This is a genomic window from Trueperaceae bacterium (assembly GCA_036381035.1).
Classification (GTDB): Bacteria; Deinococcota; Deinococci; order Deinococcales; family Trueperaceae; genus DASRWD01.
Window position 1 is genome coordinate 145,852 of sequence record DASVDQ010000024.1, and the last position, 12,211, is coordinate 158,062.

General features: G+C 71.5%; 13 protein-coding genes. 5 read left to right on the top strand and 8 right to left on the bottom strand.

Annotated elements, in window-relative coordinates:
- Positions 1-7: 7 nt before the first annotated feature.
- Genes accC through VF202_03900 form a run of 5 tightly spaced genes read left to right on the top strand, consistent with a single transcriptional unit; the run spans position 8 to position 3,595 of the window.
- Complete coding sequence (accC, locus tag VF202_03880) at positions 8-1,345, top strand: acetyl-CoA carboxylase biotin carboxylase subunit (protein HEX7039237.1); 1,338 nt, start codon at positions 8-10, stop codon at positions 1,343-1,345.
- The gene (locus VF202_03885) at positions 1,342-1,683 is read left to right on the top strand and encodes an Asp23/Gls24 family envelope stress response protein (GenBank protein ID HEX7039238.1); all 342 of its coding nucleotides are present in this window, start codon (positions 1,342-1,344) and stop codon (positions 1,681-1,683) included. Before accC ends, VF202_03885 begins: the two co-directional genes overlap by 4 nt.
- A complete protein-coding gene (gene nusB, locus VF202_03890; protein ID HEX7039239.1) occupies positions 1,673-2,269 on the top strand; it encodes a transcription antitermination factor NusB in 597 nt (198 codons plus the stop codon). The genes VF202_03885 and nusB overlap by 11 nt, the downstream gene beginning before the upstream one ends.
- Positions 2,266-3,108, top strand: a complete 843-nt coding sequence (locus VF202_03895; GenBank protein HEX7039240.1) for a bifunctional 5,10-methylenetetrahydrofolate dehydrogenase/5,10-methenyltetrahydrofolate cyclohydrolase — start codon at positions 2,266-2,268, stop codon at positions 3,106-3,108. Before nusB ends, VF202_03895 begins: the two co-directional genes overlap by 4 nt.
- A 43-nt stretch (positions 3,109-3,151) precedes the next feature.
- Positions 3,152-3,595, top strand: coding sequence for a divergent PAP2 family protein (locus VF202_03900; GenBank protein HEX7039241.1), 444 nt, complete (start codon positions 3,152-3,154; stop codon positions 3,593-3,595).
- A 54-nt stretch (positions 3,596-3,649) separates the two neighbouring features.
- Here VF202_03900 and VF202_03905 read toward each other — a convergent pair whose 3' ends face one another.
- From VF202_03905 to VF202_03940, 8 genes are all read right to left on the bottom strand, one after another.
- Entirely contained in the window at positions 3,650-4,321 is a 672-nt protein-coding gene (locus VF202_03905) for a phosphoribosyltransferase family protein (GenBank protein HEX7039242.1), read from the bottom strand.
- A 185-nt stretch (positions 4,322-4,506) separates the two neighbouring features.
- Complete coding sequence (locus VF202_03910; protein ID HEX7039243.1) at positions 4,507-5,562, bottom strand: polyprenyl synthetase family protein; 1,056 nt, start codon at positions 5,560-5,562, stop codon at positions 4,507-4,509.
- 6 nt (positions 5,563-5,568) lie between these two features.
- Positions 5,569-5,739, bottom strand: a complete 171-nt coding sequence (locus VF202_03915) for a hypothetical protein (GenBank protein HEX7039244.1) — start codon at positions 5,737-5,739, stop codon at positions 5,569-5,571.
- A gap of 95 nt (positions 5,740-5,834) precedes the next feature.
- Entirely contained in the window at positions 5,835-6,833 is a 999-nt protein-coding gene (locus tag VF202_03920) for a dipeptide ABC transporter ATP-binding protein (GenBank protein HEX7039245.1), read from the bottom strand.
- 5 nt (positions 6,834-6,838) lie between these two features.
- On the bottom strand, positions 6,839-7,852 hold the full coding sequence (locus VF202_03925) for an ABC transporter ATP-binding protein (protein ID HEX7039246.1): 1,014 nt from the start codon (positions 7,850-7,852) through the stop codon (positions 6,839-6,841).
- A gap of 162 nt (positions 7,853-8,014) precedes the next feature.
- A complete protein-coding gene (locus VF202_03930) occupies positions 8,015-9,241 on the bottom strand; it encodes an ABC transporter permease (GenBank protein HEX7039247.1) in 1,227 nt (408 codons plus the stop codon).
- Between the two features lie 7 nt (positions 9,242-9,248).
- A complete protein-coding gene (locus tag VF202_03935) occupies positions 9,249-10,250 on the bottom strand; it encodes an ABC transporter permease (GenBank protein HEX7039248.1) in 1,002 nt (333 codons plus the stop codon).
- A 160-nt stretch (positions 10,251-10,410) separates the two neighbouring features.
- Entirely contained in the window at positions 10,411-12,159 is a 1,749-nt protein-coding gene (locus VF202_03940; GenBank protein HEX7039249.1) for an ABC transporter substrate-binding protein, read from the bottom strand.
- Positions 12,160-12,211: the final 52 nt, after the last annotated feature.

Genomic DNA, 12,211 nt, shown 5'->3' on the forward strand with positions numbered 1-12,211 from the left:
GACCCAGGTGTTCCGCAAGATCCTCATCGCCAACCGGGGCGAGATCGCCCTCCGCGTCGTGAGGGCCGCCAGGGAGCTGGGCGTGCAGTCGGTCGTCGTCTACTCGCAGGCCGACGAGAACTCCCTGCCCGTGCTCCTCGCCGACGAGGCCGTGTGCATCGGGCCGCCGCCGGCGGCCAGCAGCTACCTCAACGTGAGGAACATCCTCGCCGCCGCGCTCGTGACGGGCGCCGAGGCCATACACCCCGGCTACGGCTTCCTGGCCGAGAACGCCGAGTTCGCCGCGAAGTGTGAGGAGCACAACCTCGTCTTCATCGGCCCGCGTCCGGACAACATCGCCCGCATCGGCGACAAGTCGTCGGCGCGGGCGCTGGCGCAGGAGGCCGGCGTGCCCGTGACGCCCGGCAGCGGGGCCCTCGCGGACCTCGCCGAGGCCAGGGCGTTCGCCGACCAGGTCGGCTTCCCCCTGATCCTCAAGGCCTCCGCCGGCGGCGGCGGGCGCGGGATGCGCGTGGTGCAGAGCCAGGCGGACCTCGAGCGGCAGTTCGTCAACGCCCAAGAGGAGGCGAGGGCCGCTTTCGGCAACCCCGAGCTCTACGTCGAGAAGTACATCGAGGAGCCCAAGCACATCGAGGTCCAGGTCTTCGGCGACGGACGGGGCGAGGTCGTCCAGCTCTTCGAGCGCGACTGCTCCATCCAGCGGCGCTACCAGAAGCTCCTCGAGGAGGGCCCGTCGCTCCTCGACGACGACCTCAGGGCCCGCATCGCCGAGGCCGCCGTGAGGCTGGCCAGGCACATCTCCTACCGCGGCGCCGGCACCTGCGAGTTCTTGGTGGACAAGGCCGGCGACTTCTACTTCTCCGAGATGAACACGCGCATCCAGGTGGAGCACCCGGTCACCGAGATGATCACGGGCACCGACCTGGTCCAGGAGCAGATCAGGGTGGCCGCCGGCGAGCCCCTGTCGTGGCGCCAGGAGGACCTGCGCGTGAGCGGGCACGCCATCGAGGTGCGCATCAACGCCGAGGACCCCGAGCACGACTTCAGGCCGATGGCCGGCACGATCACCGACGTCCACTGGCCCGGCGGGCCGGGCGTGAGGGTCGACTCGCACGTCTACGCCGGCTACCGCATACCGCCGAACTACGACAGCCTGCTCGCCAAGGTCATCGCCTGGGCGCCCACGCGCGAGCAGGCGCTGAGGCGCATGGAGCGCTGCCTGCGGGAGACCGTGATCGAGGGCGTGAAGACCACGATCCCGTTCCACCTGCGCGTCCTCGACAACGCCTTCTTCCGTCGCGGGCAGGTGTACACGAACTTCGTCGCGCGTAGGATGAGCTCATGACGGCCGGTGACGGGCTCGACATCTCCACCGACGTCCTCTACGGGATCGCCCAGCTCGCGATCGACCAGGTCGAGGGCATCAGGACCGTGCAGCCGCCGGCCAAGGTGGGCGAGATCCTCACGGGCCGCCGGGCCAAGGGCATCGAGATCGAGCGCGGCGAGGACGGCCTGCGGGCGTCGCTGACGGTGTGCGTCGACTACGGCGTCGAGGTGCCGAAGGTGGCCTCGCAGGCGCAGCGGGCCGTGCGCGAGGCCGTGGCGTCGATGACGGGCATGAACGTCGTGAGCGTCGACGTGACCGTCGAGGACGTCGAGCTCGCCCCACAGCATGGGGGCTGAGGCGCCGCGGGGCTCGCGTCGCGCGCGCGAGCTGGCGTTCCGCACGCTCTTCCAGGCCGAGCGCGGCGCCGACGACCTGCTCGCCGTCTGGTCGGGGGTGCGCGCCGACATCGCCGAGGAGCCGGAGGACGCCGGCGACGACCCGTACGGCGACCCCCTCGACAGGGACGCGCTCGAGCTCGCCGACGTACTGCTCAGGTCCTACGCCGCGGACAGGCCCCGCGTCGACGCCCTGCTGGCCGAGAACATCACGGGCTGGACGTTCGCGCAGATGTCCCAGACGGACCTCAACGTCCTGCGCGTCGCCGTGACCGAGCTGCTGCACCTCGACACGCCGGCGCCGGTCGTCATCGAGATGGCCGTGAGGGTAGCGAAGCGCTACGGCGGCGACGACTCCGGCCGCTTCGTCAACGGGGTCCTGGCCAAGGTCGTGCGCTCCCTGCGCGGGTCCCAGGCGGACGACGGCGCACCGGCGGGCGGCGGGCCCGAGCGAGGCGGCGGGGAGGGCGGCGGTCCGCGGCGTGGCGTCTCCGAGGTTGGGGGCGACGCGGACCCCGAGCCGGAGCCGGGGGGCGGGGCGCGGTGAGCGCGACGCTGATGGACGGCAAGGCGGCCTCCGAGGAGGTCGTGGGCGCACTGCAGGTGCGCGTGTCCGCGCTGCCCTTCACGCCGCGCCTCACCTTCGTCCGCGTGGGCGACGACCCGGCCAGCGCCTACTACGTGCGCTCGAAGGAGCGGCTGGCGCGCCGCGTCGGCATCGCTTCGGACACGCGCGTGCTGCCCGAGGGCACGTCGCAGGGCGAGCTCCTCGCGCTGGTGGCCGAGCTGAACGAGGACCCAGAGGTCGACGGCGTGCTGGTGCAGCTGCCGGCGCCGGGCGTCGACGAGGCGGCGGTGCTCGCCGCCATCGACCCCGCCAAGGACGTCGACGGCCTCCACCCCCTGAACGTGGGGCGTCTGTGGACGGGCCGGCCCGGCCTGCGCCCCGCGACGCCGCTCGGCGTCATGGCCCTCGCCGACCGCTACGGTGTGCGGCTGGAGGGGGCGCGCGCCGTGGTCGTCGGCCGGTCGAACCTCGTCGGCAAGCCGCTGGCCGCGATGCTGCTGGAGCGGCACGCCACGGTGACGCTGGCCCACTCGCGCACCCGCGACCTCGCCTCGCTCTGCCGCGAGGCCGACGTGCTGGTGGCAGCCGTCGGAAGGCCGGGCCTCGTCACGCCCGAGATGGTCAAGCCGGGCGCCGCCGTCTTCGACGTCGGCCTGAGCCGCGTCGACGGCAGGGTCGTGGGCGACGTCAGCCCCGAGGTCGCCGACGTGGCCGGCTGGCTCACGCCCATGCCGGGCGGCACCGGGCTGATGACCGTGGCGATGGTCGTGTCCAACACCGTCGAGGCGGCGGTGAGCCGCCGGGGGCAGGCGGCGTGAGCCGGCCGGGGGCGGGGGGCGCCGCCGGGGAAGGGCGGCGCGCGTGAGCGAGCTCGTGCTCAACGGCCCCCTCATGGCCGCGCTGCTGGCGACGGTGCTGGCGCAGGTTCTCAAGCTCGTGATCGTGCTCCTCACCGAGCGCCGCCTGCTGCTCTCGCGGCTCCTGGAGACGGGCGGCATGCCCTCCTCGCACAGCGCCGCGGTGGCGGCGCTGGCCGTGGCGCTGGGGATGGCCTACGGCTGGAACAGCCCCCAGTTCGCCATCGCCGCCGTCTTCGGGTCGATAGTCATGTACGACGCCACCGGCATCAGGCGCGCCGCCGGCCTCCAGGCCGAGCTGATCAACGAGCTCGTCAGCGAGCTCGCCCACCTCTTCGACGAGGGCTTCAAGCCGCAGGCGCTGCGGACGCTGCTGGGGCACACCTACCCTCAGGTGCTGGTGGGCGCGCTGCTCGGGGTGGCCGTCGCCGTGGCGTTCGGCGTCTGAGGTCCGGGCCCCGCCGCGGTCCCCGGGCGCGGGGTCGTGCGCCCCCCGAGCCCCTCACCAAGGCCCCCGCGGCGCGGGAGCGCCCCGGACCGCGCGCGCCACGACCGCGACCCTGACCTCCGCGGCGCCCGCCGACGCCAGCGCCGCGGCGCAGGACCTGGCGGTGGCGCCCGTCGTGAGGACGTCGTCGACGAGGAGGACCCTGCCCCGCACCGGGCCCGTCGCCCCGAAGGCGCCGCCGGCGTTCACGGCCCGCGACGCCCGCGACAGGCGCTGCTGGCTGCGCGAGGCCGGCGAGCGCGCGAGCGCGGGACGGTAGGGGAGGCCCCTCACCCCGGCCACCTCCGCGGCGAGCAGCGCCGCCTGGTCGAAGCCGCGTTCGGCCAGCCGCCGCGGGGACGCCGGGACGGCCGTCACGAGGTCGGGGGCGAACCCCCAGGCGCCGGTGCGGAGCGCGAGGAGGCCGCCGAGGAGCCGCGCCAGGCGTCTGGCGCCCGCGTGCTTGAACGCCGTCACGAGACGTTCCCACGGGCCGGCGTAGGGCCCGAGCCAGCAGGTCGCGCCGAGCGGGGGAGGCGACGCCGCCACGGCGTCCGCGAGCCACGCGCGGCACGGCTCGCAGACCCCGGCGGGTCCGGCCGCGGCGGCCAGGCAGGCGGGGCAGGCCGCGAGCGCGCCCAGCGCCCCTGACGCCGCGGAGGCGAGGAGCTCGGTGCCGCGGGCCATGGACCGCAGGCTAGCGCCGTCCGCGGGACGGCCGAGCCCCCGGCCGGGCGGCGGACGAGGCGTTCTCGTCCCGCGCCCCGCCCGTCCCGGCACGGGCCGCGGGCGCCCCGGCCGCGGCGCGGGCGGTGACGGCGGCGGACGACGCCCTCCCGCCGCGAGCCGCGAGAGGGGCCCCCTCGGGGCCCTCAGCGCGAGCGCTCGGCGACCGCGGCCAGCTCGCGGCGCAGCGCGGCGGACGCGCGGGGAGACGGCGCGCCCGCCAGGGCCTCGTCGAGAGCCGCCAGGCCGGAGGCGGCCAGCCTGCGCGCCACGGCCTGCGCGTGGGCGAGCGAGCCGTGGGCCCGCATCAGCTCGAGCACGCGCAGCGCCCCCTCGCGCGTGCGCTCCGCGCGCGGACCGGACAGCAGGCGCACCACCTCATCGGCGACCGCGGGCGGCGCCGCGCCCAGCAGGTGCGCGAGCATCAGCGTGCGCTTGGCCTCGTAGAGGTCGCCCAGCTCCTCCTTGCCGTAGCCCGCCTCGGCCGCGCCGCTCTGCAGGTTCAGCACGTCGTCGCGCACCTGGAAGGCGGCCCCCAGGTCGAGGCCGGCGCGCGTGAGGTGCGCCGAGGGCTCCCGCCCCGCCAGGATCGCGCCCAGCCGCAGGGGCGACGCGACCGTGTACCAGGCGGTCTTCAGCGTGACCATGCGCAGGTACTCGTCCTCGCCCACGTCGAAGCGGCCGGTCTCGACCCAGGCGAGGTCGAGGTGCTGGCCGGCCGCGGTGCGGCTGACCATCGTCCCGAACTCGTCGAGGACCCGCGGGGCCACCCCCGCCCGCGACCCCTCCTCCGGACCCTGTCCCAGGAGGCCGTGGAGCAGCCGCCACATGTGCGCGTGCATCGCGTCGCCGACGTTGATGGCCACGGGCACGCCCGCGAGGCGGTGGAGGGTCGGCGCGCCGCGGCGCTCCTCAGAGCCGTCCTCGATGTCGTCGTGCACGAGGACCCAGGCCTGGAAGAGCTCGACGGCGGCGGCGACCGTGAGCGCGGCGTCCCAGTCGGTCGCGCCGTGCGCGGCCGCCGAGAGGACGACCACGCGCCCGCGCAGCGCCTTGCCGGGGCGGCGGGGGTAGTCGCGCTGCAGCGCCGCGAAGCGGTCGAGCTCGGGATGGGGGTCGCCGGAGGGCAGGGCGGCGAGCATCCGCTCCCTGATCGCGGCCAGGACCGCCTCGCCGTCGAGCGCGTCGAAGCCGGCTGACATCGCGGTTCAGTAGAAGACCGACGTCACGACCCAGGTCGCGACGAGGAGCAGGAGCAGGAACACGAGCAGGTACGGGAAAGAGGCGCGGTACGCCTGCCAGATCAGCGCCCTGATGTCCTTCGGCGAGAGCTGGGGGCGCTCCCCGGACGGCTCCTCGCCTCGGCTCCTCTCGTCCACGCCGCGATGATAAGGCGCGGCCCGGCCGCCGGGTGCCGGGCCGCGCGTCGGGGGGTGGGGGAGACGCGTCCGCGGGCCGCGCCGGGCAGCGCCCGTCAGGGCCTGTGGATGCAGGCCTTGAAGTGGCCGGGCGCGACCTCCTCGAGGGGAGGCACGACCTCGGCGCACTCCTTCGTCGCGATCGGGCAGCGCGTGCGGAACACGCAGCCGGAGGGCGGGTTGATGGGGCTGGGGATGTCGCCCTGGAGGATGATGCGCTCGCGCTTCACCGTGGGGTCGGGGATCGGCACGGCCGAGAGGAGCGCCTCGGTGTACGGGTGGACCGGGTTCGCGTAGAGCTCGCGCGACGGCGCGATCTCCATGATGCGGCCGAGGTACATGACGACGACGTGGTCGGAGATGTACTCGACGACCCCGAGGTCGTGGGCGATGAACAGGAGCGTGAGGCCGAGCTCCTCCTTGAGGTCGAGGAGGAGGTTCACGACCTGCGCCTGGATCGAGACGTCGAGGGCCGAGACCGGCTCGTCGGCGACGATGAACTCCGGGTCGACGGCGAGGGCGCGGGCGATGCCGATGCGCTGCCGCTGGCCGCCGGAGAACTCGTGCGGGTAGCGGCGCATGTGGTTGGGGGAGAGGCCGACGCGCTCGAGCAGCGACGCGACCCTCTGCTCGCGCTCGCGTCCGCGGGCGAGGTTGTGGATCGTCATGGCCTCGCCGATGATGTCGCCCACCGACATGCGCGGGTTCAGGCTCGCGAACGGGTCCTGGAAGATGATCTGCATCCGCTTCCGGTACTCCCGCATCGTGGCCTTGTTCAGCTTGGTGATGTCGACGCCGTCGAACTTGACCTCGCCGGCCGTCGGCTCGATGAGGCGCAGGATCGAGCGGCCGACCGTGGTCTTGCCCGAGCCGGACTCGCCCACCAGCCCGACGACCTCGCCGCGCTGGACCTTGAACGACACGTCCTCGACGGCCTTGACGTTGGCGACGACGCGCGAGAAGATGCCGCCGCGTATGGGGAAGTACTTCCTGAGGTTGTTGACCTCGAGGAGCACGTCCTCCCGCGGCGCCTGGACGGCCGTCGGCTGCGGCATCGCGCTCACGCCCTGATCTCCGACTTCAGGTCGAGCTCGTTCCACCTGACGCACCTCACCTGATGCCCGTTGCCCGCGTCCTCGAGGGGCGGGATCGCCTCCTTGCAGCGCTCCTGGGCGAAGCGGCAGCGCGGGTGGAACGCGCAGCCCTCGGGCAGGTCGAGCGGGTTGGGCACGTTGCCCGGGATCGCCTGCAGGCGCTCCTGGTGCTCCGACGCCCTGTCCACGCGGGGGATCGAGTTCATGAGGCCGAGCGTGTAGGGCATCAGCGGCTCGGCGAAGATCGCGTTCACGTCCGCCTCCTCGACCGCGCGGCCGGCGTACATGACGACGGCGCGGTCGGCGATCTCGGCCACGACGCCGAGGTCGTGCGTGATGAACAGGATCGACATGCCGATCTCGTCCTGGAGCTTGCGCATCAGGTCGAGGATCTGCGCCTGGATCGTCACGTCGAGGGCCGTCGTCGGCTCGTCGGCGATGAGGAGCTTCGGCCCGCAGGAGAGCGCCATCGCGATCATCACGCGCTGGCGCATGCCGCCAGACATCTGGTGCGGGTAGTTCTTGACGCGCTTGCCCGGCTCGGGGATGCCGACGAGGTCGAGCATCTCCGCGGCCATGCGCATCGCCTCGCGGTAGGTCTTGCCCTGGTGGAGGACGATGGCCTCGGCGATCTGGTCGCCGACGGTGTAGACGGGGTTCAGGCTCGTCATCGGCTCCTGGAAGATCATCGAGATGTCGTTCCCGCGGATCTTCCGCATCTCGCGTTCCGACTTCTTGACGAGGTCCTGGCCCTCGAACAGGATCTGGCCGCCGGCGATGCGCCCGGGCGGCGTGGGGATCAGCCTCATGACCGACAGGCTCGTCACCGACTTGCCCGAGCCCGACTCGCCCACGACCGCCAGGGTCTCCCCGCGGTCCAGGTGGAAGCTGACGCCGTCGACGGCCTTGACCGTGCCCTCGTCGGTGTCGAAGTACGTCTTGAGGTCTATGACCTCCAACAGCCTCTCGCTTCTCGCCATCTACGCGTACACTCCTCGTCGCGAGACCGCACAGGCCCTGGCGGCGTCGGCGGCTCGAAAGGGTCGGCTAGAGCGCGCCGGTGGCACCGCGCACGCTACGAGCAAGATAGCCTCGTGGCCGGGATGGAGATACGCCGACTCGACCCGGGTGGTAGGAGCGTGCTACCTGCGCTTCTTCGGGTCGAAGGCATCGCGTAGACCGTCGCCTACTAGGTTCCAACATAACACGGCCAGGAAGATGGGTATGCCGGGGATCAGCAGCCACGGCACGAACTGGATGCTCACGCCGCGCGCCGTGGCGTCCCGCAGCAGCAGGCCCCAGCTCGACGTGTCCACCTCGCTCGGACCCAGGCCCAGGAACGACAGGCCCGTCTCGGCGAGGATGAAGCCGGGGATCGATAGCGTGAGGTCGACGATCACGTAGCTGGCCGTGGAGGGGATGAGGTGGCGCCACAGTATGCGCGTCTCGCTGGCGCCGAGCGCCTTGGCGGCGGCGGCGTAGTCGAGCTCGCGGGCGGAGAGGATCAGGCCGCGGATGATGCGCGCCAGGCCGCCCCAGCCGACGAGCCCCAGCACCACGACGGTGAGCAGGAACGTCTCGGCCGACGTCATCCTCAGCCCGATGGCCTCGGCCACCGGGTTGCGCGGGTCGCGCAGCAGCGACGCCAGCACGATCAGCAGGAACAGGCCGGGTATGGCCGCTATCACCTCGACGAGGCGCATGATCAGGTCGTCGACGAAGCCCCCGTAGAACCCGGCCAGGCCGCCCATGAGGAGCCCCAGGAACAGCGCGACCCACACCGCGAGGATGCCGATGGTGAGCGACACCTGCCCGCCGTAGAGCACCCTGGAGAAGACGTCCTTGCCGAGGTTGTTGGTCCCCCACAGGAAGATGCGCGCCGGGTCGTCGACGCCGAAGAGCCTGAGGTCCGACTCCCAGATGCCGAGGATCTTGTACGGCTGCTCGGGGCGGTGGACGAAGAACCTGATCGGGTACTTGACCGAGGTGTCCTCGACGTAGGTGCGCTGCCGCGTCCGCGGGTCGCGCTCCTCCTTGACGTCGTACACGAACGGCCGCGTGAGCCGGCCGGTCTCCGGGTCGATCCAGTGGATCTTCGTCGGGGGCCTGAACGCCGCCACGGGGGAGCGCCTGTACTCGTTGATCCCGTAGGGCGCCAGGAAGCCGGCGAACACGGCGGTCAGGTACATGACGATGAGCACGCCGCCGCCGATGACCGCGGCCTTGTGCTTCCTGAACTGCTCCCAGACGATGCGGGCCTGCGACTTGCTGACGCGCTGCGTGGTCTCGCCCGCGTAGCGCTCGTCGACCTGGCCGAGGGGCTCGGCGCGCGCCGCGTCGATCCGCCGGGTGTCGGGTGCGTCGCTCATGGCGCCCTCAGCCGTACCTGATCCGCGGGTCCACCGCGGCCAGGAGCAGGTCGGAGATGAGGTTGCCGATCATCAGCAGGATCGTCGTGATCACCAAGAGCCCGAGCACGACGTAGATGTCCTGGTTGTTGAGGGCGTCGAGGAACGTCGGCGTGATGCCGGGGTAGGACATCACGACCTCGACGAGGCCGGCGCCGCCGACGAGGCTGGGCAGCAGGCCGCCGATGCCGGCGACGAACGGGATGATGGAGGGCCGCAGCGCGTGCTTGTAGGTCACGCCGCGCTGCCCGATGCCCTTGGCGCGCGCGGTGCGGATGAAGTCGGACCCCAGGTACTCGATCATCTGGGCCCTGAGCACGCGCGTGAAGCCCGCCATGCCCGACGTGGCCACGACGAACGACGGCAGGATCAGGTGCCAGGCCACGTCCTTGAGCTGCTGCCAGGCGTTCAGCCTGTCGAAGTTCGAAGACGTCATGCCGGCGACGGGCAGGAGCATCTCGTTGTAGCCGAAGTTGTCGCGGGTGAACGCCCTGATCAGGAAGAGGCCGAGGATCAGCACCTGCGCGAAGAAGAAGTTCGGGATCGCCAGGCCGAAGTAGGCGAAGACGCTGACGACCTGGTCGCCCAGGGAGTACTGGCGCACGGCCGAGTAGACGCCCATGGGGATGCTCACGACCCAGAGCATGAGGATCGCGACGATGGCCAGGTACATCGAGTTGCGCATGGGCCGCGCGATCCTGTCCATCACCGGCTGGTTGGACACGAAGCTCTGGCCGAGGTTCCCCTTCACGAGGTTCGACATCCAGCGCACGTACTGCACGTGGATGGGCTTGTCGAGGCCGAACTGCGAGCGCATGCGCTCGATCGTCTCCGGCCTCACGTTCGGCTCCAGCTCCTTGCGGGCCAGGAAGTCCCCCGGCACCAGCTGGCTGATGAGGAACGCCAGCATCGTGGCCCCGATGAAGGTGGGGACCATCTGGATGAACCGGCGGACGATGAAGATAAACACTGTTCAGGCTCCTGCGGTCTCCGCGGCGGCCATCGGCCGATCCGGGCCGAGATAGCTGGGGACGTCGCCCGTCCGCGGTCGCTCGAAGATAGGCACCTTCGTCGCGGCGGTCGGCGGGCGACCCGTGCGAGCCGCCCGCCGACCGACCGTCACCTCGCTATCAGTCCCCGAAGAACGTCAGTGGCAGCTCGCGGGAGCCGACGAGGGCGTTGATCTGGCCCTCGCGGTGCTCGCCGCGGAGGCTGGCGTTCCAGGCGTAGTTGCTCATCTGGTTGGCCGTGTAGAGGATCGGCACCAGCTCGGCCTCGACGCGCTGGATCTCGAGGCCGATCTCGCGGGCGGCCTCGGTGTCGAGCTCGGAGCGGCCCCTGTAGAACAGCTCGGTCATCAGCGTCTCCTGCGGGGAGAGGCATCCGCCCGAGGTGTTGTACATGTGCAGGTTCGTCCCGCAGGGCACGACGTTCACGCCGAACGGCCAGTCGCGCGAGCCGCCGGTGAGGCCGATGAGGATGGCCTGCCAGGGGCGGTCGTCGCCCTCGGAGGTGAGCTGCTCGACGAGCAGGTTGAAGTCGATGGGCGTGAGCTGGACGTCGACGCCGATCTGGCGGGCGCTGTCCGCGAAGATCTGGATCATCTGCTCGCGCGTGGTGTTGCCGGCGTTGGTGGCCAGCGTGAAGCTGAGCGGGAAGCCCTCGTCGTTCACGAGGACGCCGTCGGCGTTCTTCTGGTCGAAGCCGATCTCGGCGAGCAGCTGGGCCGCGCGCTCGGGGTCGTACGGGTACTTCTCGACGTCGTCGTTCACCCAGTACGTGTTGATCGGGTAGACGCTCGTGTACTGGGGCGTGCCGACGCCGTTGAAGATCAGCTCGATCATCGTCTCGCGGTCGAGGAGGTGGGCCATGGCGCGGCGGAAGTTCACGTTGCGGAACACCGCCTCGAGCTGCGGGTTGGACGCCATGTTCCAGTTGAAGACGATGAACTGGCTGGACGCGACGGGCGCGACGGCCTCGAGGACGACGGCGTCGATGTCACCGTTGTCGATCGCCACGTTGATCACGCCGATGTCGTCGAGGTTGCGCGGGGAGTAGACGTCGAGCTCGCCCGCCAGGAACAGGTTGAGGGCCGCGTCCTGGTCGGCGATCGTCAGCGTGTAGCCGTCGAGGTAGGGCAGCGGGTTGCCGGCCTCGTCGACGTTCCACTCGCCGAACGTCGGGTTGGCCTCGAGGACGACGCGCTCACCGGGGGTGTAGCTCACGGGGATGAACGGGCTGGTCCAGATGGTCGTCGAGAGGTCGACGTCGGTGCCCCACAGCGCCTGCACGGCCTCGGCGCCGCCGGTGCGGTAGGCCTCGCCGAAGATCTTGTCGGGCGTGGGCGCCATCGCCACGACGGGCAGCGCCAGGCGGTCGGGGCGCGGGAAGTGGAAGCGCAGCGACTTCTCGCCCGTGATCTCCAGCGTGATCTGGTCGTCGCCGATGAACCAGCTGTCGTAGCCGTTCGAGCCGACATCGGGGTCGCTCTCCAGCAGGTAGGTCGTGTAGTAGTCCTGGACGGTGACCGGCGTGCCGTCGGACCACAGGATGCCGTCGCGCAGCGTCACGTCGACGGTCCTGCCGTCCTCGCTGATCGTGAACGACTCGGCGGCGTAGGGGACCCACTCGTCGGAGTCGGGCCCGCGCGTGATGAGCAGCGCGCTGCTGTCGAAGATCACGGTGGTCAGGGACGTGGACTCGGCCGACGTGATGGGGTTGAACGTGCGCGGGTCGCCGATCATGTAGTCGCGCAAGGTGCCGCCACGGACCGCTTCCTCGGGCGTCGCGCTTGACCACGCGCTCGGCCAGACGAACGGCTGGGCGTACGCGGACGCCGCGAAGATCAGCGCGGCTAGGGCGAGTACCAGCTTCTTCATGCTACCTCCAGGAGTGGCGGACGCTTCAGGTTCCTCCTACCGTTCACATCCA